General features: G+C 59.6%; 24 protein-coding genes. 12 read left to right on the forward strand and 12 right to left on the reverse strand.

What is annotated here, in order from left to right; genetic code table 11:
- The first annotated feature begins 138 nt into the window (after window positions 1-138).
- Window positions 139-2,139, forward strand: coding sequence for an ATP-binding protein (locus tag AOT96_RS34820; protein WP_178377339.1), 2,001 nt, complete (start codon window positions 139-141; stop codon window positions 2,137-2,139).
- Between the two features lie 78 nt (window positions 2,140-2,217).
- Here the strand turns inward: AOT96_RS34820 and AOT96_RS35410 are convergent, their stop codons facing one another.
- Both AOT96_RS35410 and AOT96_RS22360 read right to left on the reverse strand, forming a co-directional pair.
- Window positions 2,218-2,844 carry a hypothetical protein gene (locus AOT96_RS35410; protein ID WP_143173090.1) on the reverse strand — a complete coding sequence of 209 codons (627 nt, stop codon included), beginning with the start codon at window positions 2,842-2,844 and terminating at the stop codon, window positions 2,218-2,220.
- Window positions 2,845-3,495: 651 nt separating this feature from the next.
- Window positions 3,496-4,728 (reverse strand): Shedu immune nuclease family protein, encoded by a 1,233-nt coding sequence (locus AOT96_RS22360; protein ID WP_081377572.1) that lies wholly within the window; start codon window positions 4,726-4,728, stop codon window positions 3,496-3,498.
- Between the two features lie 458 nt (window positions 4,729-5,186).
- Between AOT96_RS22360 and AOT96_RS22365 the strand changes: the two genes are divergently transcribed.
- Window positions 5,187-6,023, forward strand: a complete 837-nt coding sequence (locus AOT96_RS22365; RefSeq protein WP_065352348.1) for a hypothetical protein — start codon at window positions 5,187-5,189, stop codon at window positions 6,021-6,023.
- A 4-nt stretch (window positions 6,024-6,027) separates the two neighbouring features.
- On the opposite strand, the gene AOT96_RS22370 is transcribed toward AOT96_RS22365, so the two are convergent.
- Entirely contained in the window at window positions 6,028-6,381 is a 354-nt protein-coding gene (locus AOT96_RS22370; RefSeq protein ID WP_178377338.1) for a hypothetical protein, read from the reverse strand.
- A gap of 314 nt (window positions 6,382-6,695) precedes the next feature.
- On the opposite strand from AOT96_RS22370, the gene AOT96_RS22375 reads away from it, so the two are divergent.
- Complete coding sequence (locus tag AOT96_RS22375; RefSeq protein WP_083197656.1) at window positions 6,696-7,811, forward strand: NAD(P)/FAD-dependent oxidoreductase; 1,116 nt, start codon at window positions 6,696-6,698, stop codon at window positions 7,809-7,811.
- Between the two features lie 10 nt (window positions 7,812-7,821).
- Here AOT96_RS22375 and AOT96_RS22380 read toward each other — a convergent pair whose 3' ends face one another.
- Complete coding sequence (locus AOT96_RS22380; protein ID WP_065352350.1) at window positions 7,822-10,356, reverse strand: alpha/beta fold hydrolase; 2,535 nt, start codon at window positions 10,354-10,356, stop codon at window positions 7,822-7,824.
- Window positions 10,357-10,534: 178 nt separating this feature from the next.
- On the opposite strand from AOT96_RS22380, the gene AOT96_RS22385 reads away from it, so the two are divergent.
- From AOT96_RS22385 to bluB, 3 genes are all read left to right on the forward strand, one after another.
- Window positions 10,535-11,137: a lipocalin family protein gene (locus AOT96_RS22385; RefSeq protein WP_042924492.1), complete on the forward strand. Its 603-nt coding sequence runs from the start codon at window positions 10,535-10,537 to the stop codon at window positions 11,135-11,137.
- Between the two features lie 81 nt (window positions 11,138-11,218).
- Window positions 11,219-12,271 carry a CobW family GTP-binding protein gene (locus tag AOT96_RS22390; protein WP_065352351.1) on the forward strand — a complete coding sequence of 351 codons (1,053 nt, stop codon included), beginning with the start codon at window positions 11,219-11,221 and terminating at the stop codon, window positions 12,269-12,271.
- Window positions 12,268-12,897, forward strand: coding sequence for a 5,6-dimethylbenzimidazole synthase (gene bluB, locus AOT96_RS22395; RefSeq protein ID WP_007731309.1), 630 nt, complete (start codon window positions 12,268-12,270; stop codon window positions 12,895-12,897). Before AOT96_RS22390 ends, bluB begins: the two co-directional genes overlap by 4 nt.
- Window positions 12,898-12,937: 40 nt before the next feature.
- Here bluB and AOT96_RS22400 read toward each other — a convergent pair whose 3' ends face one another.
- The 4 genes from AOT96_RS22400 to AOT96_RS22415 all read right to left on the reverse strand — a co-directional run bounded on the left by AOT96_RS22400 (window position 12,938) and on the right by AOT96_RS22415 (window position 17,229).
- On the reverse strand, window positions 12,938-14,377 hold the full coding sequence (locus AOT96_RS22400; RefSeq protein WP_042450056.1) for a DEAD/DEAH box helicase: 1,440 nt from the start codon (window positions 14,375-14,377) through the stop codon (window positions 12,938-12,940).
- Window positions 14,378-14,605: 228 nt separating this feature from the next.
- A complete protein-coding gene (locus tag AOT96_RS22405; RefSeq protein ID WP_003944730.1) occupies window positions 14,606-15,019 on the reverse strand; it encodes a molybdenum cofactor biosynthesis protein MoaE in 414 nt (137 codons plus the stop codon).
- Window positions 15,012-15,998 (reverse strand): bifunctional molybdenum cofactor biosynthesis protein MoaC/MoaB, encoded by a 987-nt coding sequence (gene moaCB / locus AOT96_RS22410; RefSeq protein WP_054187785.1) that lies wholly within the window; start codon window positions 15,996-15,998, stop codon window positions 15,012-15,014. Before moaCB ends, AOT96_RS22405 begins: the two co-directional genes overlap by 8 nt.
- A gap of 28 nt (window positions 15,999-16,026) precedes the next feature.
- Window positions 16,027-17,229 (reverse strand): molybdopterin molybdotransferase MoeA, encoded by a 1,203-nt coding sequence (locus AOT96_RS22415; RefSeq protein WP_065352352.1) that lies wholly within the window; start codon window positions 17,227-17,229, stop codon window positions 16,027-16,029.
- A gap of 111 nt (window positions 17,230-17,340) precedes the next feature.
- Between AOT96_RS22415 and moaA the strand changes: the two genes are divergently transcribed.
- From moaA to AOT96_RS22430, 3 genes are all read left to right on the forward strand, one after another.
- Complete coding sequence (gene moaA, locus AOT96_RS22420) at window positions 17,341-18,399, forward strand: GTP 3',8-cyclase MoaA (RefSeq protein WP_007731315.1); 1,059 nt, start codon at window positions 17,341-17,343, stop codon at window positions 18,397-18,399.
- Complete coding sequence (locus AOT96_RS22425) at window positions 18,392-18,649, forward strand: MoaD/ThiS family protein (protein WP_003944706.1); 258 nt, start codon at window positions 18,392-18,394, stop codon at window positions 18,647-18,649. Before moaA ends, AOT96_RS22425 begins: the two co-directional genes overlap by 8 nt.
- Before the next feature lie 314 nt (window positions 18,650-18,963).
- Window positions 18,964-19,719: a hypothetical protein gene (locus AOT96_RS22430; protein WP_065352353.1), complete on the forward strand. Its 756-nt coding sequence runs from the start codon at window positions 18,964-18,966 to the stop codon at window positions 19,717-19,719.
- Between the two features lie 25 nt (window positions 19,720-19,744).
- Here AOT96_RS22430 and nadE read toward each other — a convergent pair whose 3' ends face one another.
- Window positions 19,745-20,569 (reverse strand): ammonia-dependent NAD(+) synthetase, encoded by an 825-nt coding sequence (gene nadE / locus AOT96_RS22435; RefSeq protein WP_003944695.1) that lies wholly within the window; start codon window positions 20,567-20,569, stop codon window positions 19,745-19,747.
- Window positions 20,570-20,637: 68 nt separating this feature from the next.
- On the opposite strand from nadE, the gene AOT96_RS22440 reads away from it, so the two are divergent.
- The gene (locus AOT96_RS22440; RefSeq protein WP_065352914.1) at window positions 20,638-21,192 is read left to right on the forward strand and encodes a nucleosidase; all 555 of its coding nucleotides are present in this window, start codon (window positions 20,638-20,640) and stop codon (window positions 21,190-21,192) included.
- Window positions 21,193-21,211: 19 nt separating this feature from the next.
- On the opposite strand, the gene AOT96_RS22445 is transcribed toward AOT96_RS22440, so the two are convergent.
- Both AOT96_RS22445 and AOT96_RS22450 read right to left on the reverse strand, forming a co-directional pair.
- The gene (locus AOT96_RS22445; RefSeq protein WP_065352354.1) at window positions 21,212-21,991 is read right to left on the reverse strand and encodes an META domain-containing protein; all 780 of its coding nucleotides are present in this window, start codon (window positions 21,989-21,991) and stop codon (window positions 21,212-21,214) included.
- 35 nt (window positions 21,992-22,026) lie between these two features.
- Window positions 22,027-22,626: a TetR/AcrR family transcriptional regulator gene (locus tag AOT96_RS22450; RefSeq protein WP_003944690.1), complete on the reverse strand. Its 600-nt coding sequence runs from the start codon at window positions 22,624-22,626 to the stop codon at window positions 22,027-22,029.
- A gap of 106 nt (window positions 22,627-22,732) precedes the next feature.
- Between AOT96_RS22450 and AOT96_RS22455 the strand changes: the two genes are divergently transcribed.
- Window positions 22,733-23,299 carry an NAD(P)H-dependent oxidoreductase gene (locus AOT96_RS22455; RefSeq protein ID WP_030534957.1) on the forward strand — a complete coding sequence of 189 codons (567 nt, stop codon included), beginning with the start codon at window positions 22,733-22,735 and terminating at the stop codon, window positions 23,297-23,299.
- Window positions 23,300-23,354: 55 nt separating this feature from the next.
- On the opposite strand, the gene AOT96_RS22460 is transcribed toward AOT96_RS22455, so the two are convergent.
- Window positions 23,355-24,182 carry a siderophore-interacting protein gene (locus tag AOT96_RS22460; protein ID WP_065352355.1) on the reverse strand — a complete coding sequence of 276 codons (828 nt, stop codon included), beginning with the start codon at window positions 24,180-24,182 and terminating at the stop codon, window positions 23,355-23,357.
- A 291-nt stretch (window positions 24,183-24,473) separates the two neighbouring features.
- Here AOT96_RS22460 and nrdH point away from each other — a divergent pair, with 291 nt between their 5' ends.
- Window positions 24,474-24,704 carry a glutaredoxin-like protein NrdH gene (gene nrdH, locus AOT96_RS22465; RefSeq protein ID WP_003944717.1) on the forward strand — a complete coding sequence of 77 codons (231 nt, stop codon included), beginning with the start codon at window positions 24,474-24,476 and terminating at the stop codon, window positions 24,702-24,704.
- Window positions 24,705-24,736 lie beyond the last annotated feature (32 nt).

Consider the following 24,736-nt stretch of genomic DNA (forward strand, 5'->3'; position numbering starts at 1 on the left):
CGGCAGTCATCCAGAACTGCCGTTTGGCCGGACGACCGTCGGGGGATGGCTTCCTTTCATCCAACGGGCTGCCATGAGTCGGACGGTCGTGACGCGTTTTACCCGCCGCTGCGAGCACCAGGAAGTAGTCTAGCGGGCATGAATTATTCCGATCCCTCGAGCCGTCGGTTCGAAATTACTGTTCTCGGCCGCACACTTGAGCATCTCGGGACTCAAATGTATAAACGCCGGGACGTCGCGATTGCGGAGCTTGTTGCGAATGCATGGGATGCGGGCGCTACGAACGTAGAGCTCACTATTCCGACCAAATCAAGCTACGACCGTGATGTTTCGACTGTGGTTATTCTAGATAATGGGATTGGAATGACAGCTGATCAAGTCGAAGATGAGTACCTAGTGATAGGTCGAAATCGGCGTTCCGCCGGCCAATCGAGTCCAATTGGCCGTCGGGTTATGGGAAGAAAAGGTGTCGGAAAGCTCGCGGGTTTCGGCTTAGGTCGCAAGATGGTGGTCGAAACTTGGCGCGATGAAAAATACACACGATTCGAACTTGATGGAGCCAAGCTAAAAGCGGATGGTGGAGAGGTTAGAACTCTAGGCATAGAAGGTGTCGTTAAAGAAGTGCCCATCTCAGAAAAATCGGAGAGTGGTACCCGCGTAACGATGCGAATGTTGAAGCACAAAACCCCACCCGACATCGACGGGTTGCACCGATCTCTTGCTAGACGATTCAGTAGATCAGTAGTCGGCGAAATGAAGATTTCGATTAACGGAGAAATTCTCAGAGAACCAGACATCGAGTTTGTCTATCGATTGCCGGTAAGTGGTGAGCAAATTGAGAAACTTCCGTCAGGTGATTCAGTTCGATGGTGGGCAGGGTTCTCGGACAAAGTTCTGCCGTCTGAATTGCAGGGATTTACAGTAATCGTCAATGGCAAGACCGCTCAAGCCCCTCCGTATTTTTTTGGCGTTGAAGGGACCGCGAGTGGTCAGCACGGAACAAAATATTTGTCCGGAGTTATGGAAGCAGATTTCTTGGATTCGGGAGACGACGATGAATCTGATCGCATATCCACAGATCGCCAAGAAATTGATTGGGAGGATGAAGCTACTTTAGAGCTCAAGTCGTGGGGAGACCAATTAACGCGAAAGCTCTTACGTGAACGTCTAAGTCGTCGAGAAAATGAAACCGAGAAAACAGTTACTTCGGATCCCAGGTTAAAGGGGCGATTGGATTCACTTGACTCGCCGTCTAAGGCTCAAGCTACAAAGTTTATACGAGCGCTGGGCAATGCCGAAGTTAACCCGGAGCGTATCAATTCGTTGGCGGACACCATATTGCAAGCTTTTGAATACAGGCAGTTTCACGACTATATTAGCGAACTGGAGACGGCCTCAGAAGATCCTGAACAGTTTGGAAAGACAGTTGCTTATATTCAAGGTTGGAAAGTGCTTGAGAGTCGTGCAATTCTTGAGGTAGTCAAAGGACGAATTGAAATAATCGAAAAATTCTTCGCTATGATTGTTAACAATGCGTCGGAGACGGCTCACGTTCGCGGTAATGACAATATGCACGATCTTCTTGCTAGCTATCCATGGCTGATCAATCCTGAATGGCAAGTTTTATCAGAAGAAAAGACTATTTCTAAGCAGTTGGAGGAATGGAATCTAAGCGAGGTGTCCAATGGCAAAGGTCGTGACAGTACGCGGTATGACTTCTTAGCGCTCAACGGTGACGGGCAACTTGTGGTGATTGAAATCAAGAGAAGCGGACATGATGCTACGCTAGACGATCTTCATCAGCTTGAGGGATATGTTAACAAGCTATCTGTCGGCCAATCGAATATCATCGGAGTCTTTATTGCAAGTGATAACTATTCGATGATGGATCGCGTCCTGGAATCTTGGAAGAATCGCGACGATATAGATCTCCTGACCTGGTCGCAGGTGCATAAGCGAACCGCAAGCCATTATTATCACTATAAGTCTATCCTAGATAGCGATTTGAACACGGATAGTTTTGATCGTAAAGTTCGGGAGGTGTCGCTGACCAGATCGGTCCTTGCAACATCTTCCTACCGCGACAAAGATGCACGTGCGAGTGGCATGGGACCACAGGATTCCAGTTTCGACTTCTAACATTGAAAAGATGTAATTGGCGGTTCGCATCGATGCGAGCCCGCTTGGTCTTGCATCAATTGGTGTCGACGAGTTCTTCTAACTCTCATGTTCCAGGAGGGCACTTGCGAGTTGGTTCGTATCTAATGCCGAGCTGCCGGCGACACACAATAGTGTTGGGCGCGCATCATCGAGCACGAAACGACACGCACTCTTTTGTAACGCCGACTCAACAGCAACGGCGGTGCTTCGAGTCGCCGCAAAATAGACGACTGGGCACCTGGACCATGCATGCGCGGTGCCGTGGCCTCGGCAGCTTGCGGCGGGATAAGCGCCAATCGACGAGAGAGCAAGGCTCAATCCGGATACTCCAAGTTCAAGGCTGTCGAGAGGATTGTCGTCTGCGTTACGAAGAATCCCACTTATTGCAGCGTGCTCGCCGGACGAAAGATCTTCCTCTATCACGTCGGGGTCCCAGTTTTCCACGATCTGCGCGAGGCGTTCGTAGTGTGCTGGGCTACTAGCCAATTGTGAAAGGCAATCGACAATAATTCGTTCCGTTGAAACAACTTGTTGCGCGAATTCATGTGGAATGTCGAGGATTGGCCACGTGTCTCGAAAGAATCCGAATCCCTCATCTTCGGTCAAAGCACTCAGATCTGGCGTCCAAAAGCTCGCGCCAATGGGCAGAGAGTCTCCGCCTTCTATCGGGGTGGTTGGAATCATAAGGGCCTCCTTGACGTCGATTACTTGTTTGACTCATTGTCGTATTCTGGGGAGAAAGATGCACGGTTTTCACCTGTTGGAATTGCGGCTTAGCTCCGTCGCAGAGCAGGTCCGTCGTTCGGAGAGTCCGCTCGATGCAGTGTCCGGACATGACCAAAGTCCAAGGCCTTCGCTTGGCCCTGATTCGACTATTTCTCTGGTCTCTGAGTGTAGCCCCTAGCAATGCCTCGTCGGAGGAGTTGTCGCCGAACGGCCCTGTTGCTGACACTAAATTTCTCCAATTCCCGCTAATGGCAGCACTGACTGGTAGAGCGGGATGACGTCATCGATCTGTATTTCACTGAGTCCCGGCCACATAGCGGGATATCTTCGCGTTTGGGGGCTCGGGCGATCGTCTGGCGGTTGAGGTGTATTCGGCAGCTAAGCCTTTCATAGTTTCGATGGCCCGGCATCTGAATGCGATGCGGGTCGATTCCAGGAACAGTTTCATAGTGAGGTAGGTGTTTGCTTGTTTGCGATCCTCTGCGATGTCACGCTCATCGCCCTACCTCTATTGCTGCTTGCGAGCAACGTCGCCTTTGCGACTTATTGGTACATGGTTTGGTTGATTTTGACCTCTGTGAAATATGTCGGCGAAGGTCTCGGTGAGGTTCAGCCTCTTTTGCTTTTGTCCTGAACAATGAAACAAGCGCGCTCATAGAGTTCGTCGAAGGTGATGATTTCGACGTCGTTGACGGATCGACGGTAAAGTTCGAAGGACGATACCTTTTCGCGATTTAGTTCTCCGTTGGTCGAAAACTCGTCCGTTTGTCCAACTACAACTACTTGTCGTGGTCTCACAGTTGAAACTACAAGGTCTGTCGGGCTTCCGTCTGGTTCATATTGCCTGTGGAGGAATTCCCCAATTCCGCGGACTGCTTTCTCTGCTGTCTTCTGCACTTGAGATACTGCACCGACTACTTCGTTTGAAGGAGCCCAAACGTCAGGTTTTCGGTATTGAGTGCTTGCCAGTAACGGGAGATCATGCCGCTTGATCTCGCAAAAAAGTAAACTGCTAACAACACCGCGCGTACGGAGAACGCCATCGCTTCGTTTGCCTGCTCCGCCAAACTTACTTGCACCGGTGGTGATCTGTTCAAGTTTATTGTCGTCGTATGATTCGCACGCGATCAAGCTTAGTCCGTATCCGAAGATCCATGGATTTTGTTCGAAGAACTGTTGCCAAATTGCTTCTGGTCGCGAATCTTTCCCTAAAGCCTGCTGCTCGTCTCGTCGCTTCTGGAAGAACTCCGAATCCGTTAAGTAGCAATGAAAAATATCGAGCTGACCTTTGCGGTTGGCAATTATGTCGAGCTCAGCTTGGGTGAGTGAGCTTCCGAGAACCGACTTGAGCGCCTCAATAACTTGTGCTTTGTCACTGTCAACAAGGAGTTGGGCGATTTCGACGCTATCTTTACCAGTGATTCGAAACTCGCCTTCTGGAAGCGAGATTTCGCGGCATTCTTGAAGAAAATTTATCAATACCCAGAGATTTTGGTGTCCATCGCTGGTATCTACGAATGCTTTGACTGTTCGTGTATCTGTTGTATCTGGAATATTCTGCTCTAAAGGTATTTGCCCTTCTTTGGTCTTGTCTTTTTTCCAGAATTTGAGTCGTGGTGAATAAGTGTCCTCGTTGTAAATTAGAGTGACGGTGCAGATTGCGGAAACTTTCGGCCCGTCGTATAGGATGAAGTCCGTCACAAGACTTGAATGTTTGAGGTCATAGAAGTAGTGTAGGCTGCCCGTGCCGCTTGGTCGGATCTCAAGTTGGGAGAAGTCACCTCCTTCAACTGTGAACGTGCGATTTCCTTTCGCTTTCAGGAATTCTAAACCAAGATTCATCGCACGGCTACCATTTTTTGTTCGACAGGGCGCGTCAATTTGGCTACTACATTCATGTGATGGCTCTTTCTCGTAAACATGTTCATCTTCGCTCTAAGGTACTTGAGCGAAGATAGTTTGACAATATGTCACAACCTCACGAATCCAATCGGAAACATGAACATTTTTCAGCTGTGTCGTGTCGATCTACCGTTACGGAATGGCAGGTAGCAGCTACCGAGGCTAGAGGTCTACCATCGAAGGGCCTGGGTTTGTTGATGTCCGCGCCGTTCATACCAAGTTCTGTAGGTGAGTGGTGTTTGGTTGCCGAGGGTACGGACTGGGGTGTTGCGCTGGACGGCGATTCGATTGAGGCTGATCCGAAGCTAGCGCCATTGATGTCCGCCAACACCTAGCCATCGGGCAATCTGTGGAGACATGCGACGAGTGTTGTCGGTGTCAGTTCCTACAGTTGGCCTATGAGTGTAGTGAGGGTGTCTAGCGAGGATGCGATTGCAAGGTTCGCGCGTTCGGAAAAAGCTTGTGGCACACTACGTCGGTGGAAGTCGGATCCGCGCAGGTCGCGTGTTGTTCCACTCGTTCTCGCCCACCAAAATACAGTCCTCGCATCTGTCACCCCTGACGATGTTAAGGAGGTTGCAGTCTCAACCGAGCACGCGCTGGGCGCGGTTCGAAAGCGCGATGTTATTCGAATCCCGAGGATCCGAGATTGGAATCCAGATGCTGCATTCACGCACGTCCTCAGCTTTATAGCCGAGGATCTTGGTCGTTTGCCCACCTATCAGGCGTTCAGAAATGCAGCGGAAGGGTTACGATTCCGGCAGATGTTGTGGGAGCCGGCTCAAATGGAGATCGAGTACGTAGTGGATCAGGGAGTCGGGCGGCAGCAAGCGAGGGACGCGATGCGCTGGAGGATCGGCAACGCGTACTACTCATTCTTGCGGGAAGCTTATGTCATTGCCGAATTGCGTAGTCGACGGCTTGATGTCCGATCGCATCCTCTCGCGGATGCCCTGTTTCACGTCGATTGCTGGGTTGGCGATGTGAACATTGAGCTCTACATTGGCAATCGTCACTTTCGCGCTGGAGGCATTGGGCGGAAGACTGCGTCTAGCGAACTGCTCTCCGACGCCGAGCCGCAATTTCGAACACTTCAAGTTGAGCTTCCGGTGAGCCGTGAATTCGGGCGAGTACATTTTCCTGATAATGCGGCACTTGATCGGGTGGCAATGCAGCTTCGCGGCGAGGGGGTGATCGATGCTCCCTCCAACTGCATCCGTAGTCCCAGTCTCTAGCTATTTACCTCTCGCGGCCGTGGGTATCGCGCATCGCCACACCTCGTCGAAGAAGTTGACGCCGAACCGTCCCGTGGTCGACGCCGATCTTTTCTCCGATTTTTGCTAATGACAATCCGGATCGGTAAAGCTCAATAGCGTCCTCGACTTGGATGTCGCTGAGTCCGATTTGGCGTAGCGTGACGCCTTCTCGTTTTAGAACTCGGGCGATGGTTTGACGAGTCAGATGCAGCTGCTCGGCAAGTGCTTTCATGCTCGCGCCGTTCGTGTAACTGGAAATGATGCGGGCGGTGTCGGTGGGCGTCAGGCGACGCTGCGGCGCTCGAACCACAGCCGGAGAAATGGCCCTGACCGGCACTGATCCGATTTCACTCCCGTCATCTCGGGTCGCTTCTAGGACCCGTTTCATAGGGGAAGATAAGTGCGAACATAATCCACTTAGTTCCACCCGAACAAATGCTCTGCACCAATCGGTGCAGAGCATTTGTTGTTTTCGAGCCAGTGTTGTGTTGTCGACCCTGTGTTTTTCGAGTCTCTATTGCATGCAGCACAGTTCTGCCTAGATGTGTCGACCGCCATAACGCCAGGGCGTCAATGTTCAATAACGTCCGCGATGAGGCCTGATCATCCCGTGCATTCTCAGCATGGGGACCGTTGGCGGAACGGAGAACCATGAGTGCACACGTGGTGATAATCGGGGCAGGATATGCGGGCGTCATGGCAGCGAAGCGACTGCTGAGAACTCGGTCGGACATCACGGTGACCGTCGTGAATCCGCGCCCACACTTCGTGCAAAGAATCAGGCTCCATCAGATGATTGCGGCTGGCTACGACGCGACGGTCTCGTTCGACAGGGCGCTACCGCGTGCGGCACACCGAGTCTTCGGAGAGGTGACGACGATCGAGGCGGGGCTCGGCAGGCTTACCCTCGACGACGGCAGTGTGCTCGACTACGACTATCTGGTCTACGCAGTCGGAAGTGGGCAGTTACCCAGCACTATCGGCGGGGCGGCGGAGCACGGGTTCAGCGTCTCCGAATTCGAGGACGCGGTTCGCCTCGAATCCAGACTGGCGACACTCGACGGGAAGGCTACGGTCTGTGTTGTCGGCGGCGGTCTCACCGGAATCGAGACTGCCGCAGAATTGGCTGAGCAGCGAAGCAGCCGAATCACTTTGGTGACCGGAGGAATCGTGGCCCCGGATCTGTCAGAGCGTGCGCGATCTGCAATTCTCAGAACATTGACCGATCTTGGGGTCGACATCGTCACCGAATCCCGGGTTACACGGATTGACGGTTCGTCCTGCGAGCTTGCGGGAGGCGCACGGGTGGAGGCAGATTGCACGATTCTCGCGACAGAATTCGGGGTCCCCGAGCTGGCGCGCCGAAGTGGCCTTCCCGTCGACGGTCTCGGTCGTCTGAAGGTCGACGACCGACTCGAATGCTCGTCCCACCCCAACATCGTCGGTGCGGGTGATGCTGTCGCAGTCGGTGATCTTTCACTGAGGATGAGTTGTCAGGCTGCGATTCCCTTGGGAGTCCATGCGGCCGAGACGATCCTGCATCGACTCGAAGGTTCCGCGCCGCGCCCGGTGGCTCCGAAGTTCGCAGGCCGGTGCATCAGTCTCGGGAGGCGGCGAGGTGTGTTCCAGCGGACCACTCGTGTCGACGATGCAGCGGGCATGTTCATCGCAGGCAGGGCGGGTGCGTTCGTCAAGGAACGAGTGTGTTCGTCGACGACCGACTGGGCCCTCACTCCGCGCCGCTCTTTCTTCTACAGCTGGACATGAGGAGCGCTGGTCACGCTCGATCGCAGACTCGATCGATGATCGCCGCAGTCTTGCGGACGTACGGTTGGCGGACGACGTCTTCGTGGCACGCGTCGACGTCGTCGAAATCCAGTGAGCCCGTGGCAATGAGTGACCAGATCTCGCGTCCACGGTTGTTGGTGGCCCCACGGATCACGGTGACGGGCGCGGCGCATGCTCGTATCCGATGCTTCCGGAGCGCCTGGCCTCCTATGTAGAGGAACACGGTCCACTGGGTGGCCGGCGGGTACTGCAGAATGCCGGCGAACAGCGTGCGGATCCACATGGCCGCGACGGTGCGTCTGGTCGGCTTCCAGCGGGCATTGGTGGATGGTTGTGGTGCAAGGTCGACGATCGACGGATCCAAAGTGATGCCCGCTCGACCAGCCAGTCGTGCGGCAGCCTCGGTGGAGATTCTGGTGTCGAGAACGGTGACGTGTTCGACAGTGTCACCTGACTCGGACAGCTGTGTCGCCATTTCCAGCGCCACGTAGCCGCCGTACGAGTATCCGGCGAGGAGGTATGGCCCGGTGGGCTGAATCTTCTTGATTTCGAAAATGAAACGGCGGGCGCTTGCTTTCACCGACCGGTCGGGTAGTCCGCGAGATTCGAAGCCATGTGGCTGAAGTGCGTAAACCGGCCGATCGGTGTGAAGCGCTTTCGACAAGGCGGACAGCGTCGTCGATGGGCACCCCGCTCCGTTCATGATGAACAGCGGTCGCCCGGACCCTTCGAGCTTCAGCGGAACCATCGTGTTGTGACAGACGCGATCATCGGGATCGATTCTGCGCCGATCCACCAGCGCTGCAAGGTCTTTGACGGTACTGGCGGCCGCGAACTCCGCCGCCGTGATCCGGATCCGGAACATGTCGTGAATCTTTGCCACCACTTCGGTTGAAGCAAGCGAGTCGCCGCCGAGTTCGAAGAAGTCGTCCTCACGGTCGATGGAGTCGACGCCGAGAATCGACTCCCAGATCGAGGACAACCACAATTCGGCGGGCCCGGCGAGAGTCGGTGGAGTGGACCGCACCTCGACGGAGGGCAGCGCTGTTCGATCGACCTTTCCTCTTTCGTTGCGGGGCAACGCCGGCATCAGAACAAAATGTCGGGGGAGCATCCAGGCCGGCAGATATGTCGCCAATTCGCGCCGCATCTCGGCGCCCGACCGTGCCATCACGGTGTTGGTCAGGACCACGTAGGCGACGATCTCCGGTCGATCGTTCTCGAGGACGACGGCCACGAAAACATCGGCGACGCCGGGAATTCGACGAATATGCGCCTCGACTTCCATCGGTTCCACCAGATAGCCCCGAATCTTGACGGCGTCGTCGACGCGTCCCCGCAGTTGCAGTTCTCCGCGTTCGTCGATGCGTCCCCGGTCCCCGGTCCGGTAGATGCTCACTCCGTCGCCCAGGCGCGTGAATCGTGCCGCAGTGCGATCTGGGTCACCGTGGTATCCATCGGCAAGATCGCTCGAGACAACCTGTATCTCGCCGATCTCTCCGTCGGGGAGAGGCACGCCGTTCACATCGACGATCTGTACGTCCTTGCCGTCGCGAGCACGTCCGGCCGGTACCACTCCGACGGGTAGTTCGGAATGTGGTGGGAACACGTTGTACGCGACGACACCGGTCTCGGTGGTGGCCAGCCAGTTGACGTACGTGACGCGAGCGAAGCCGTGACTGCGATGGCGCGCGTAGTCCTCGCCGTGAACTGCTTCCCCGTACGTTACGACGACGCGTAGGGAACCGATCGAATCATCATTTGCTGCACCGCAATCGAGATCTGACCACGCCCGCAGAAAAGACGGCGCACAGTGCGTGGTCGTGATCGAATTCTCGATCAGCCAGTCGTCGATTCCCGAGACGCCGTCGATACGTGGATCCCAGCAGTAGACCGTGACTCCGTTCATAAGCCCCATGATCAGGGCCGTGATTCCGGCTCCGAAACTGACGGGCAACAGGTTCCCGATGTGATCGTCGGGTCGCAGGTCGATTGCTGCGGCGAGTTCGTCGGCCTTGTTCAGGCACATGGAGTGGCTCAACACGACTCCCTTGGGTGCCCCGCTGGTGCCTGACGTGAACGCGATCATTGCAGGGTCGGAACTCGATGGTTCCAACGCGCTGTCGAATCTGAAGCCCGTCGCAGCAGACTCGTCGAGTATCGACTGCAGCGGGACTGCACCCGAGGTGCTCATGATGTGCGCTCGGCGGGCCTCGGGGAGTTGTGGGTCGATCATGACCAAGGGCCGACCGGAAATCAGAGTGGCGAGGATGGCGGGCACCGACTCGGCCGTTGGTTCGAGATCGACCGCAACCGGGCGTGCCCCGTGTGACCCACGTAGGCGAAGTTCGCGGACCAATGCGTCGGTTCGGAGTTCGAGTTCGGCGAAAGTGATCCGGTCGCGCGGAGTCACGACGGCAACGGCGTCGTGCTGCATGGAGGTGACTCGGCGCCACCTCGACTCGATCGTCTCGTCGATGACTGCATAGCGAGTGCGTTCTAGACCTAAGTCGACAACCTTCATCACAGTAGCTCCGTCCGACTTTCAGCTATCTTTTAGCAAAGACTACATAAGGTTTGTGAAGTAGGTCCATAACAAACCAAAAGTAGTTTTACATGCCGCCCCATCCTCCAGTCCGTCAGCTCCGAATGTCTTGAGGAACCAATGCCGATCGAGCGTTGTACAGACGAGGAGCAGTGACATGAAGTGGTCGGGGCGAAGTGCGATTGCGATTGCGGGAGTGTGCGCCGCAGCGACGATGTTTTCGGGAACCGCGCAGGCGAGCCCACTCTGGGAACCCTTGCAGCCGGTGGCGAACCTGGACGTCGCGCGCTACGTAGGGGAATGGAACCAGGTGGCGGCGATTCCTCAGCCCTTCAACCTCGCGTGCGCGAAGGACACCCGGGCGAGTTACGGGATCGTCGATTCGTCGAACGTGAGCGTGAAGAACACGTGTACGACGTGGACCGGTCAAGCCAACGAGATCGTCGGGAATGCCCGAGTTACCGATCCAGCAACGGGTGCCCAGTTGCATGTGAGCTTCCCCGGGGTGCCCTCACAGGAAAGCTTGGACGGCCCACCCAACTACATCGTCACCTACATTGCCGACGACTATTCGTGGGCACTGGTGGGCGATCCGCTCAGGCTTTCCGGGTTCGTGCTCTCACGGTCGGCGGTCATCGACGCGGCAGGCTGGAGTGAGATCCGCCGGGTCGCCGAATCCCGTGGATACAACGCATGCACGATCCTGACGTCACCGACCACCGAGGGCACGTCGGACATCCGTCCGCTCTGCACGGTGTGAGTCTGCTGTCAGCGTGAACCTTCCGGAGCCACACTCCACTACGATCACTGATCGGTACGTGTGGTTTCGGAAGGTTGTGTGGTGGCGAAGAAGCAGATTCCCGTAATAGTCGTCGCAGGCTTTCTCGGTTCGGGCAAGACGACGCTGCTCAACCATCTTCTGCGTAACAACGACGGTGTACGCATCGGCGTGATCGTCAACGACTTCGGATCCGTCAACATCGACTCGATGATGGTCGCCGGTCAGGTCGATTCGATGGTCTCTCTCAGCAACGGCTGTTTGTGCTGCGCTGTCGACGTCTCGGACATGGACGAGATGCTGAACAAGTTGGCGCACCGGCAGTCCGGGATCGACGTGATCGTCATCGAGGCCAGCGGGCTTGCCGAGCCGCGGAACATGATTCGACTCGTCCTCGGAAGTGAGAACCCGTCTGTCGTCTACGGCGGCCTGGTGGTCCTGGTCGACGGAGCCAATTTCTCCACCGTTCGCCGCGAACATCCCGAGCTCGATCAACATGTCCGCCTGGCAGACCTGTTGGTAGTCAACAAGATCGACAGCGTTCCGGTCGCCGAACGCGAGCGATTCACGGCCGAAATTCGTAAGTTGAATCCGCGAGCGCCGATGGTGGAAACCTCGCACTCGCGGATAGACCCCGCTCTGTTGTTCGATACCGGCGAGGTGACCCCTCCGGCTCCGGGCGATCAACTGAGCCTCGACGAACTCCTGCGCGACGGGCACGACGACGATCACGAGGACGGCTCGTGTCACCACGATCACCTGCACCACCGCTACGAATCGGTTGATTTCGCATCGGAGACGCCTCTCGATGCCAGGGCTCTGACGCACTTTCTCGAGAATCAGCCGTCGGGTGTTTACCGCATCAAGGGCTTCGTGAACTTCGAGATTCCGGGCTACACAGGAAAATTCGAGATCCAATCGGTGGGTGATCATGTCCGGATCACGCCGCTGCGATGGAAGTCGGGCGAACCTCGAACCACGCAACTGGTCGTGATCGGTACCGGGATGGATTCGGGGGCGGTCGGCAGCGCGCTCCGCGCCTGCGTGCGCGAAGAAACGGTCGAACCGCACCCCGACGCCATGCTGGGATTGCACCGCTATACCGTCGGGGCGTGAGTGAATCAGCTGTATCCGTGTACGAAGCGATTCGGCGACGGCGAGACGTTCGCGCCGAGTTCTCGGGAGAGATCGTCCCCGACGAAACTCTGATGCGCATTCTCGACGCCGCCCATCGCGCGCCGAGCGTGGGAAACACGCAACCGTGGGATTTTGTCGTCGTTCGTAATCCGGAGACGCTCGACACCTTCGCGGCACACGTCGCCGATGCCCGGGTGAAATTCGCGCAGTCCTTGCCCGAGGATCGCCGCTCGACGTTCGACCCCATCAAGATCGAGGGAATCGCCGAGAGTGGTACCGGCATCGTCGTCACTTACGACCCGTCGCGCGGTGGCCCGAACATCCTCGGCCGTCATACCGTCGACGACACCGGGCTGTTCTCGGCGGTACTGGCAATTCAGAATTTGTGGCTCGCCGCGGTAGCCGAGGAGATCGGCATCGGCTGGGTTTCGTTCTACGACGAGAAGTACCTCACCGAACTCATGGGCATTCCCTCACCCGTTCGCCCCATTGCGTGGCTGTGCGTCGGCAAGGTGACCGAGTTTCAACAGGTTCCGGATCTCGAACGCTTCGGATGGCGACAGCGCCGGCCACTGGCCGACGCTGTCCATTACGAAACCTATTGAGTTGTACCGGGCGGTGTTGCGCGCGGGGCGGCGGTGTGGCCTAGCGTGCGGGACGGCCACCGGTGGAGCCTGCGGTGCGAGCGCCGCCGCCGGTGCGGGGACGGCGAGCGCCACCACCGGCATGTTCCTGACGGGCAGCTCCGCCGGTGCGAGCACCGCGTGACTGACCGCCCTGTCCGGAGCGAGCCTGACCCGAACGTGCTGCGCCGCCGCGTCCACCCTGGCCGGCGGGACGCTGCCCGCGTCCACCGTTCGGCTGGGCAGGAGCCTTCGGAGCCGGCGTGACGTGCGGTGCGATGTCGCCGACCAACTTGACGACGTGCTCGGAGTTGGCAGTCGAACGGACCGGGGTCACCTTGATGGCTGCCTTGCGCATGAGGATCGCAAGATCCTTACGCTGCTCGGGCAGAACCACGGTGACCACGTCGCCGGCGCTGCCTGCGCGAGCGGTGCGACCACTGCGGTGCAGGTAAGCCTTGTGCTCTGCCGGCGGATCGACGTGGACGACCAACTCGACGTCGTCGACGTGGACGCCACGCGCTGCGACGTCGGTGGCGACGAGGACGCGCGCTTCACCGGCGGAGAATGCCGCCAGGTTACGGTCGCGAGCAGCCTGCGAGAGGTTGCCGTGAAGGTCAACGGACGGGATGCCCGACTCGGTGAGCTGGCGAGCCAACTTGCGAGCCTGGTGCTTGGTGCGCATGAACAGGATGCGACGACCGGTACCGGAAGCGAGCTTCTCGACCAGAGCCTTCTTGGCTTCGACGCCGTCGACGTCGAACACGTGGTGCGTCATTGCGGCGACGGGGGAGTTGGCCTCGTCGACCGAATGCATGACCTCGTTCTTGAGGAAACGCTTGACGAGCTTGTCGACGCCGTTGTCCAGCGTTGCCGAGAACAGTAGACGCTGCCCGTCCTGCGGGGTGGACGAGAGGATGCGGGTGACGACGGGCAGGAAGCCGAGGTCGGCCATGTGGTCGGCCTCGTCGAGCACGGTGATCTCGACGGCGTCGAGACTGACGAACTTCTGCTTCATGAGGTCTTCGAGGCGACCGGGGCAGGCGACGACGATGTCGACTCCGGCCTTGAGAGCCTGAACCTGGCGGTGCTGCGAGACACCACCGAAGATCGTGGTCACGCGCAAGTCGTATGCGGCGGCCAACGGTTCGAGGGTTGCGGTGATCTGGGTGGCGAGCTCACGCGTGGGTGCGAGCACCAGGCCGAGCGGTCGACCCGGACGACGCTTTCCTCCGGACAGTTCGCCGGCGAGGCGGGAGACCATGGGGATGGAGAACGCGAGGGTCTTGCCGCTTCCGGTCTTTCCGCGGCCCAGTACGTCGCGCCCCGAGAGAGTGTCGGGGAGGGTGTCGATCTGGATCGGGAACGGAGAAGTGATTCCGCCGTCTTCGAGAGCTTTCACCAGCGGTGCGCGCACACCGAGGGCTGCGAAGGTGGTAGCGGGCGTAGAGATGTCAGACAAGTGTGTTCAGAGCCTTTCGGGCACGTGTTCGTGCCCGGATGCCGACACGGGAATTAACCGGTCGAACAATCAAGCACAGTGGTGGCGGCGCTGCCGGTCGGCAGGCTTCTTCGCCGTAAGAAGAGCGGGTGCATTGAGCACTCAGCAAGAAAATTTGCGTTCTACGACGCTGGATGCCCGATTTCAGGCACCTAGTGATCGCAACTCTACCTTCCCGGAGCGTTCGACCTACAACCCGACCCATTCGGAGACGCCGTTCGCGAAGTGTTGCCGCTTCCAGATCGGTACCTCGTGCTTGATGCGCTCCACCAGTTCGGCGCACGCGGCAAACGCCTCCGCTCGATGCGGCGCGGCGACGGCGGCGACCAGTGCGAGATCACCGATCTCGAGGTGACCGACGCGATGGATCGCAGCAACCGGCAGGCCGGTCGAGGCCGCAACCTCTTGGCAGCACGTCTCGAGGAAGCGTTCGGCATCCGGATGCGCTTGGTACTCCAACGCCGAAACCGCTTGACCTCCATCGTGATTGCGCACCGTTCCCGTGAACACCACAACAGCGCCGTTCTTCGGACCGGCCACGGCGGCGTCGACGGTGTCTGCGTGAATCGGTTGCTCGGAGATCCGAGCCAATAGCTCACTCATCGTGCGCTCCTCCGCCTGCGACCTGCGCGAGCAGGTGATCGATGATGGGTCCGAGGACGGCGAGACCGTCCTTCACTCCACCGGGAGAACCCGGAAGATTGACGATGACCGTCGTACCTGTGAGACCTGCCACACCACGGCTCAGCGACGCGTGCGGTGTCTTCTCGAGGCCCTTGGTCCGGATCGCTTCTGCGACGCCGGGCAACTCACGGGTCAAGACTGCCCGGGTAGCTTCCGGGGTGGCATCCGTGGGGGAAGCCCCGGTGCCGCCGGTACTGATGACGAGTGACGGGGAGCCCTCCTTGGCGTCAGCGATGCCCGCCGCGATGTCTGCGTCGGCGTACACAAGCGGTCCACGTACCTCGAAGTCCCGTTCACGTAGCCAGGTCGCGATCGTGGGTCCGGTGGTGTCGGGTCTGGTGCCGTTCGCACCGCCGGTGGAAGCCACGAGGACGGTCGCGGACCGTGCCGAGGTGAAGGTGTGCGCCGGAGCTGTCTGTGCGTTCTGAGTGTCGCGGGTCCAATGTCCGCGCTTACCACCGTCTTTGGTGAGCAGACGAACACCGTTCATGGTAGCTCCGGGGTCCACCGCTTTGACCATGTCGTGCAAGGTCAGGCCGGCTACCGCGACGGCGGTGAGTGCTTCCATCTCGACGCCGGTCTGTCCGCGAGTCTTCGCCGTCGCCTCGACGGTGATCGATGTTTCGGTGAACCCGAATTCCACCTTGACCGACGAGAGCGCGAGTTGATGACACAGCGGGATCAGTTCGGAGGTCTTCTTCGCACCGGCGATTCCGGCGATGCGCGCGGTGGTGAGGACATCAGCCTTGGGCATGCCGTCGGCGCGGACGAGGCGAACTACCTCGGCGGTCGTGACGAGTTCGCCGGCGGCGACGGCGATACGCGTCGTCTCGGCCTTGGCGCTGACGTCGACCATGCGCGCTCGGCCCTCGCTGTCGACGTGTGTCAATTCGGTCATCAGTGTCCTTTGAATCAGATCGAGTGAATCAGATCGAGGAAGTCGAGAGCGGGACGACGTCGACGAGATCGCCCGCGCCGAGCTCGGTCACGGCGGCGGGGATGTCGATCAGGACGTCGGCCCACGCCATGGCTGCAACAAGGTGCGATCCGGGTCCGGCAACGAGTTCGATTCCGTCCGCAGTTCTGCGTGCCCGCAGGAACTGCCGCTTGCCGTCCACCGAACGCAGCGGTGCAGTCAACGGGAGTCGCTCGCGCGGGATCTCGGGCAGGCCCGCGGCCCGGCGCAGTTCGCCCCGTGCGAAGACCTCGAAGGAGACCATCGTGCTCACCGGGTTGCCCGGGAAGCTCAGTACCGGCACTTCGTTCACCACTGCAGTGCCTTGCGGACCGCCCGGCTGCATTGCGACGTGGCCGAAGTGTGCTCCCAGAGGCGTGAGAGTTTCCTTCACCACCTCGAAGTCGCCCATGGACACTCCGCCGGAGGTGAACACCAGATCAGCGACCGAGGTTGCGTACGAGAGCAATTCGCGGAACTCGGCGGGGTCGTCGCTGCTTCGGGCGACGGATACGACATCGGCGCCGTTGGCTTCGGCCAATGTTGCCAAAGCTGGACCGTTGGAATCGTAGATCTCACCGGGTTCGAGAGTTGTTCCGGCACTTTTCAGTTCGGCGCCCGTCGTAATTATCGCGACCCGTGGCTTCGTGTAGGTGTCGAGCGAGGCCAGGCCCACAGCACTCAGCGCGGCGATATGGCGAGGTTCCAAGTGCGTTCCGGCCGTGACCAGTAGCATTCCGGCGGTGATGTCGCTGCCACGTTCGCGTACGAATTCGCCTACCGACCTGCCCCGTTCGATCGTGACGACGTGCTCGGTGACACCCGTTGTGTCCTCGACCGGAACAACGGCGTCGGCACCCTCGGGGAGCGGAGCACCGGTCATGATGCGAAATGCCGATCCTGGAAGGTGTTTCGGTGGTTTTCCGCTTCCAGCGGCGATCACGCCTCGAACCGTCAGTGTGGTCGGAACCGAGGCCACAGAAGCAGCATCGACGGCATACCCGTCCATCTGCGAGTTGCGGAAGAGTGGCAGGTCTACCGGCGATGCGATATCCGAGCAAGTTATGCACCCCAACGCTTCTGCCGTCGGAACTGCCGTCGGAGAGAGGGTGTGCAGGCCGGTGAGCAATCCGGAGATGTGCGACGCGTGTTCCTCGACCGAACGCGCGCTCATGACAGTAACCTCGACAACCTCGACATGTTTTGATCCTAGGCGGTGTGGTCCGTCCGACACACGGAGTACGGCTTTCGGTCATACTGGAGCAATACGGAAGTTGGTGAAGTGATGACAGTGGTCTCGATGGGAATTCCCACCGTGCGGTTCGACGCTGCCTCCCTCGCCGGTCGTCCAGAGACGGATCTCCTGGTCGACAGGTTCGGGCGTGTTGCCAGAGATCTGCGAGTCTCGATCACCGAGAAGTGTTCACTTCGTTGCACGTATTGCATGCCGGAGGAAGGCTTGCCGGCCATCGCTGCGGAAGATCTTCTGAGTGCCGACGAGATCATTCGAGTAGTCGGAATCGGCGTCGAACGAGTCGGTATTCGCGAGGTGAGATTCACCGGCGGCGAACCGCTGATGCGTAGTGACCTCGAAAAGATCATCGGGGGGTGCGCCGCGCGCGTGCCAGGAATTCCACTTTCCATGACTACCAACGCCGTTGGGCTCGAACATCGTGCGGCGAAGTTGGCTGCAGCTGGTTTGACTCGCATCAATGTTTCCCTGGATTCGGTTGATCGCGCCCATTTCGCTGAATTGACGCGTCGAGACAGGTTGCCGTCCGTTCTCGCGGGAATTCGAGCGGCAGCTGCGGCCGGGCTCGCGCCACTGAAGATCAATGCGGTGCTGATGCGTGAAACGCTCCACGGTGCGGCGGATCTTTTGCAGTGGTGCCTCGAAGCCGGCGTCGAATTGCGCTTTATCGAGCAAATGCCTCTGGACGCAGACCATGCATGGGCACGCGAGAACATGGTGACCGCGGCTGAATTGTTGTCCGTTTTGGGAAGCCGTTTCGAATTGGAAGCAATCGGCCGTGAAGATCCGTCGGCTCCTGCCGAAGAATGGCGCGTCGACGGGACCACGATGACGGTAGGGATCATCGCTTCCGTGACCCGCTCGTTCTGCAGTGAATGCGATCGGACGCGAATGACCGCAGAGGGAACAATTCGGTCATGTTTGTTCAGTGACCGTGAAGTTGACCTGCGTGCCGCGCTCAGGGCTGGAGCAAGTGACGACGAACTAGCGGATTTGTGGCGCGGTGCGATGTGGAACAAGTGGGCAGGGCACGGCATCGACGCCGCGGACTTCGTTCCGCCGGAAAGAAGTATGGGAGCGATTGGTGGCTGATCCGCATTCGATCTCGGTTCGTTACTTTGCTGCTGCAGCGGATGTATCCGGTTGCCGTAGCGAGGTAGTCGCCATCTCGCCTGACAACACACTTGCCGAGTTGGTGGCGGTGCTGGTCGGGCGATACGGACCGGAGATGGAGCGAGTGCTGTCGGTCTCGGCTTTCCTCGTCGGTGACGAGTTGACCCGCGACGTCTCTCGAGCCTCCGGTAGCGCTGTCGATATTCTTCCGCCTTTCGCTGGAGGCTAGTCCGAGAATTGCCGGCGTAGCTATTTGTGGGCTGCCGACGTATTGTCCTTTTTCGGGTTTCCGGTCCAAATATTTATATCTTGATCACTCCAGCTCAAGTGGCATCTATCTCCGTTTTCTCCATTGTTGGTCAATTGTCCAGCATTGGTCGTTTTGTTTAGTTTCTCCTACTTTTGGGGGGGCGAATGCACTTCGAATTGCCAAGGTGAATTGTCATCTGTTTGGATGACAAAAGAAATACCTTCGCTGTTGGTAATTGTCGACATGTGTTAATTTTGGCGCAATTCCACTCGGGATATGTGAAAGGTATTTCAATGTCGATTAATTCCACGCGCCGTGTCGGAGTCGTCGTAGCGCTCCTCGGGGCAGCTGCACTCACCGCTCCGGCAATTGCTACTGCGCTTCCGTCCACCGGTTCTCTCGGCTCTTCTGTGCCGGAAGCCTCGTGCTCGACCCTGTCCGCCGAAGCGACGCCGAACGGGTGGGGCATCCCGTTCACCGACGAGAAGGATCAGACCGCGTCGTATTCGGCCGACAACGTTCTCGACAAGGACGGTTCACTGAAGCTGGCCGTCGACGGTACCGGCGATCGTTCGGTTTCCTACCATTCGGCCGGCGGTATCAAGTTGTCCGACGCAGTCGGCAAGGCGATCGGCTTTGCCGAGCGCGCCGCCACGCCGACTGCGGCGTTCCAGCTCCGCCTCACCGGAACGACCGGCGGAAAGTTCGAGAACGGATTCACCACCCTGGTGTGGGTCCCGGGACCCGACGCCACGCCGACGGCTGACGGCGGCGTTCACGCGGATCTCCAGAAGGGCGTGTGGTGGAGCACTCAGAACATCGACGGCGCCAAGGACCGCGTGTCAGTGCCATTGGCTGACATCGTCGCCGCGAACCCGAACGCGGTAGTCGACCACTACGGCGTCAGTGTGGGCAACGGTTCCGCCGCCACGTCGACGCTGGTCGATGCAGTGCAGTTCAACGGATGCACCACCAACTTCGCGAAGAAGGATCCGGCTTCGGGAACGGGTTCGCTGGGCGACGTCTTCGGCAGCCTGTTCGGTAGCTAGTCGCTGGTAAGAGCTCTGGTAGCAGTTACTTCCACCAGTCATCGAGGGGTGTGACCGGCACCGTGCGCTTGTGACGAGTGTTGGTGAACATCTTCTCGAGCTTCTCGGCTACCTCGGAGGAAACGTCCTTTCCTTCGAGGTAGTCGTCTATCTGTGAGTACGTGACGCCGAGGGCAACTTCGTCGGGTAGCGCGGGTCGGTCGTCCTCGAGGTCGGCGGTCGGCACCTTGCGCCACGTGCTCTCGGGTGCGCCCAATTCCTGCAGCAATGCAGCGCCCTGGCGTTTGCTCAAGCCGGTGAGCGGCGTGATGTCGACACCGCCGTCACCGAATTTCGTGAAGAAGCCGGTAATCGCTTCTGCGGCGTGGTCGGTACCGATTACCAAGTAGCCGAGCTGACCGGCAATCGCATACTGAATGACCATTCGTTCGCGCGCCTTGATGTTGCCGCGGACGAAGTCGCGCAGTTCGCCGTTCCCCAACGCCTCGGAGGCCTCACGGGCCGTGGCGTCGGCGCCAGGCTTGACGTTGACCGTGAGAGAGCGGTCCGGCTTGATGAAGCCGAGCGCGATCTGAGCGTCGGATTCGTCGGCCTGCGCGCCATAGGGGAGTCGAACGGCGACGAACTCGGCCTCGTGGCCTTCTTCACGAAGTTCCGTGACCGCGCGTTGGGCGAGGGCTCCGGCGAGCGTGCTGTCCTGACCGCCGCTGATTCCCAGAACGAACCCTTTGGCGGGGGTCGAGCGCACGTAGTCCTTCAGGAACTGGACTCGCGCGCGAACCTCCGCTGCGGCGTCGATTGTCGGCTTTGTGCCGAGTTCTTCGATGATGCTTTCACGCAGTGTGGCCATGAATGGACTCTAGCGATGTGAGCAGGCGCGTGCAGTGCCACCGTATCCGGGGCGGTACGGTCGCGCACATGAGTGCGAACAACGTTCTGGTGGTCAGTGCGACGAAGTCGGAAGCGGCATACGTGCCGCAAGGATGCGAACTGCTGATCACGGGGATTGGAAAGGTCAGTGCTGCAACAGCAGTCGCCTCTGCTCTCGCGCGGTACGAGCGGGATGATCTGCCGCTGGTCGTCAACATCGGGACAGCCGGTGCGCTGCACGCGCACCACGGCGGCCTCTATGTTCCCGGCGTCGTCATCAATCACGACATCAGCAGCACCGCGATCCGAGCGCTGGGGCACGACGTCGCGGACCGTTTGGTGCTCGCCGGCGGTGACGACTCGGTGTTGGCGACCGGCGACGCATTCATCGCCGACGCTGCAACCCGGGACGCCCTTGCACAGCGAGCCGATCTGGTCGACATGGAGGGGTTTGCCATCGCATTCGCCGCGCAGGCTGCGGGTGCTACCTGCCGACTCGTCAAACACGTCAGCGATCACGCGGACGACTCGGCCTTGGACTGGCCCGCGATGATCGATGCCAGCGCCCGCGAGTTGGGGCGCTGGCTGCTCGACAACGTCTGATCGAGCCTGCAGCGTCTGGTCAAGCCTGCGCAGTCAGTATCAATCCGGTGTCGTCGGGCTTGCGCAGGGTCAGCGTGTCGGCGTCGACGGAGTAGCTCACTTCGCCGTCGAGCACCGCCAGGATCTGGCGCTCGATGTCCATGTTCTCCTCGGGGCAAGCCATACGCGTGGTTGCCATCGGCGTGAACGTGACTGTGGTGTCGGACGTCTGGGCGCTTCCGGTCATGCGATTGCATCCGGTGCTCCCGCTGACCGAACCGTCTGCGGCAATCGTCAGTTCGGGAGCTGACGTCTCCAGAGCCAGGCTCGTACTGATCGCATCGGGACTGATGAGGGACGTGACAGTCCACGTCGTGCCCTGCAGCGGTCGATCCGGCGTGACGATTTTCTTGTCCTGCAGGGTGACTGTGGCGTCCTTCGATGTCAGGACGAGGGTGTCGCCGTCGAGGCTCCACGCCGGCGCGGCGGTCAGCAATGTTGTTGTCCAGGAGTCGGACTCGGCGATGCCGGGAGGGCAGCCCATCATGGTCGACGCCATGGTGCCGGTGGTCAGCGTGCCGTCGTTGAACTCGACCGAACCGTTTGCCGTGTTGCATCCGGCGCTCGCGGACACTCGACCGGCCTGGCTGAAGTCGAGAGTCAGCGGGCCGCCGCCGGGAATTTGTGTTCCATCCACGGAGGTCGAGATGAACACACGACCGGAGGGATCCGTCTTGTCTTCGGGGGAGTCGGACGAAGCGGAGCAACCGCTTACCGCGGCGATGGTCAGGAGGCCGATGACGGCAGCTGCGATGCGCATGGGCTCACATTAAGTGGTGGGACGGATCGGGGGAGTCAACATCGAGTAACGCGCCGGGCAAGGTCTTCCCAGCCGGCGGCCAGACGCTCGGTGGTCATCCCGAGATCGCGCACCTGATGAAGGACGAGCGACGCTTCGAGCGGTGCCAACAGTGCTGAAGCGAGCAGATCGAGGTCGCCCTCGACGCCGGCTCCTCGAAGAAGCCCGATGACGTGAGCGATGCCGAGAGCCCGGGCCGGACCGCCGAAGCGGTATTCAGGAGCGTTTTCCGCCGCTCGGAGGACTTCGCCCTGTACTTCCACCATGGCAATCCGGGCTCGTCCGAACGCGATGAGGCGCTCGATCGGCGGCGCGCCCGGACCCAACGGTGGGGGGCCGAACATGAATGCCTGTTGCAGTTCTCGCTCGGTGTGATCGAGCAGTGCCTGCATCAGTCCCGATCGATTGCCGAAGCGCCGAAAAACTGTGCCCTTGCCCACACCGGCCCGGCACGCGACAGCATCCATCGTCACCGCGTCGACACCTCGCTCGGCAACGAGGAGGGCTGCGGCGTCGAGCAGAAGTACGCGGTTACGTGCTGCGTCACCGCGCTCGACCGGCGCGGCGCCGATCTGGGGGAGGGGGATTGCGCTCACGGGATCAGGTTACAGGGCCGGGGAATGTAAGTGGACCGCGGTCCGTTTAGTTGATATAACTTTCAACCGGAGCCACCAACCGCACCACTCTCGAAGGAAACTCGCTATGTCACAGACCAATGTTCTCGTTCTCGTCGGCAGCCTGCGCGCCGGATCCGTCAACCGCCAGCTTGCCGAGACGGCTGTGTCCGCCGCACCCGAGGGCGCCACGCTGACGGTCTTCGAAGGCCTCGCCGACGTCCCCTTCTACAACGAAGACATCGACGTCGAGGGTGCTTCCATCCCCGCTGTCGACGCACTGCGCTCCGCTGCGAGCGACGCGGACGCGTTCCTGCTCGTCACCCCCGAGTACAACGGCACCATTCCCGCAGTTCTGAAGAACGCCATCGACTGGATCTCGCGTCCGTACGGTGTCGGTGCAGTCAAGGACAAGGCTGTCGCAGTCATCAGCGCTTCGCCCAGCGGCAACGGCGCCAAGTGGGCACACGAAGACACCACCAAGGCGGTCCGTATCGCCGGCGGCAAGGTCGTCGAGGACACTGCACTGAGCATCGGTGGAACCGGCGCACTGTTCGGTGAGCTGCACCCGCGTGAGAACGCAGAGGTGCTCGCTCAGGTCTCCAAGGTCGTCTCCGACCTCGTCGACGCCGGCAAGCAGCTCGTCAACGCGTAATTCGTTTCACGAATGAGGGCCATGCCGGAAGGTGTGGTCCTCACTCGTATGCGCGCTAGAGCCCTTCGCGTTCCATCGCGTCGTCGACCGCGTCGCGAACCGACTCGAAATCCTTGCCGGCCATCATCGCTTCGCCCATCGCAGCATCGATACGGTCGGCGACGGCGGCGTACCGACGCTCCCAGTTCTCCTTGTCCTCCCGCCAGTAACCCATCACGTGCATGCGGGTTGCCGGGATTTCCCATGTTCGACGCAGGTGAGTGCGGATGCGTCTGGCGTCCGCGGCCTCGACTGCACACCAGATGTAGCCCTCGCCGGGGGGCAGGGCAGCGCCGGCCAATTCGGCGAGCAGCGAGTCCGATTCCTCGATCCATCGGTAGTGAGCGTCGGCGCGCGTCGTGAACGTCTGCTGTTCACTCGGCGCGGGTACCTGCGCGATGACGTGGATCGGTAGACCGTCGGGTGCTTCTTCGAGAATTCGCCCGATCGCGGGCAGAGCGGCGTGATCGGCGACCATCAGCAGCCAGTCGCAACCTGCCGGCGGCGTGAACCACCCGCTCGCCGTCGAGAGGTGAACGGTCTCGCCCGGTTGCGCAGTCGCGGCCCAGAGTGCCGCGCCGCCGTGGCCGTGGAGAACGAAGTCGATCTCCAGTTCGTTCTTCGACGGCTGCCAGCGCCGGACGGTGTAACTACGGGCGTGAGGGGGATCGAGGGGGAATCTGACGAGCACCCGTTCGTCGGGGCTCCCGCTCGTCTCGAAGTCGCTCAGGCCCTCCCCACCGAAGGTGATTCTGCGCATCAACGGTGTCACCTGCTGTGTTCTCGTCACGGTTGCCTCGTGGCGTGGAGCCTCGTCCTTCGGGGGTGTTTCCACGACGCTCATGGTAGGTCCGTGGCGCGGCTCCGAGAGGCTGGCGAGCACAAAAAGAAACTGTGACGCGCGACACGCCGACGCGCCGGGAAATGAAGGCGCTGAACTGGGGCGACCTGGGAATTCCAACGATGTGACTCACAACATCTCGCGTTATGTGTTTCTGTCGGCCACTAGGTGTAGTGTCTTGAGCACTGAGAGACCACAACGCGGAACGCCTCGAGCGAGACTCCGGCAATCGGTCGTATCGGTGCTGAACATCACTACATCGGCCTTTGTTGGCTAAGCGAAAGAGGGACTCTCATGAGCATCACCGTCTACACCAAGCCCGCTTGCGTTCAGTGCAATGCCACCTACCGCGCCCTGGACAAGGCCGGTCTCGAATACAACGTCATCGACATCACCGAGGATGCCGAAGCCCGCGACTACGTCATGGCTCTCGGGTACCTCCAGGCACCCATCGTGGTTGCCGGTGAAGATCACTGGTCGGGCTTCCGTCCCGATCGCATCAAGACCCTGACCGTCGCTGCTTGAAGCGCCGCAGTGTCGGCGGTGGACACCTCCGC

Origin of the sequence: Rhodococcus sp. 008, from assembly GCF_001682295.1 — a bacterium.
Taxonomy (GTDB): domain Bacteria; phylum Actinomycetota; class Actinomycetes; order Mycobacteriales; family Mycobacteriaceae; genus Rhodococcus_F; species Rhodococcus_F qingshengii.

Bases quoted from the DNA above. Each gene is read 5' to 3' on its own strand.
- AOT96_RS34820 (WP_178377339.1), top strand. From the start codon at position 139: ATGAATTATTCCGATCCCTCGAGCCGTCGGTTCGAAATTACTGTTCTC.
- AOT96_RS35410 (WP_143173090.1), bottom strand. From the start codon at position 2,844: ATGATTCCAACCACCCCGATAGAAGGCGGAGACTCTCTGCCCATTGGC.
- AOT96_RS22360 (WP_081377572.1), bottom strand. From the start codon at position 4,728: ATGAATCTTGGTTTAGAATTCCTGAAAGCGAAAGGAAATCGCACGTTC.
- AOT96_RS22365 (WP_065352348.1), top strand. From the start codon at position 5,187: ATGAGTGTAGTGAGGGTGTCTAGCGAGGATGCGATTGCAAGGTTCGCG.
- AOT96_RS22375 (WP_083197656.1), top strand. From the start codon at position 6,696: ATGAGTGCACACGTGGTGATAATCGGGGCAGGATATGCGGGCGTCATG.
- AOT96_RS22380 (WP_065352350.1), bottom strand. From the start codon at position 10,356: ATGAAGGTTGTCGACTTAGGTCTAGAACGCACTCGCTATGCAGTCATC.
- AOT96_RS22385 (WP_042924492.1), top strand. From the start codon at position 10,535: ATGAAGTGGTCGGGGCGAAGTGCGATTGCGATTGCGGGAGTGTGCGCC.
- AOT96_RS22405 (WP_003944730.1), bottom strand. From the start codon at position 15,019: ATGAGTGAGCTATTGGCTCGGATCTCCGAGCAACCGATTCACGCAGAC.
- moaCB (WP_054187785.1), bottom strand. From the start codon at position 15,998: ATGACCGAATTGACACACGTCGACAGCGAGGGCCGAGCGCGCATGGTC.
- AOT96_RS22415 (WP_065352352.1), bottom strand. From the start codon at position 17,229: ATGAGCGCGCGTTCGGTCGAGGAACACGCGTCGCACATCTCCGGATTG.
- moaA (WP_007731315.1), top strand. From the start codon at position 17,341: ATGACAGTGGTCTCGATGGGAATTCCCACCGTGCGGTTCGACGCTGCC.
- AOT96_RS22430 (WP_065352353.1), top strand. From the start codon at position 18,964: ATGTCGATTAATTCCACGCGCCGTGTCGGAGTCGTCGTAGCGCTCCTC.
- nadE (WP_003944695.1), bottom strand. From the start codon at position 20,569: ATGGCCACACTGCGTGAAAGCATCATCGAAGAACTCGGCACAAAGCCG.
- AOT96_RS22440 (WP_065352914.1), top strand. From the start codon at position 20,638: ATGAGTGCGAACAACGTTCTGGTGGTCAGTGCGACGAAGTCGGAAGCG.
- AOT96_RS22445 (WP_065352354.1), bottom strand. From the start codon at position 21,991: ATGCGCATCGCAGCTGCCGTCATCGGCCTCCTGACCATCGCCGCGGTA.
- AOT96_RS22455 (WP_030534957.1), top strand. From the start codon at position 22,733: ATGTCACAGACCAATGTTCTCGTTCTCGTCGGCAGCCTGCGCGCCGGA.
- AOT96_RS22460 (WP_065352355.1), bottom strand. From the start codon at position 24,182: ATGAGCGTCGTGGAAACACCCCCGAAGGACGAGGCTCCACGCCACGAG.
- nrdH (WP_003944717.1), top strand. From the start codon at position 24,474: ATGAGCATCACCGTCTACACCAAGCCCGCTTGCGTTCAGTGCAATGCC.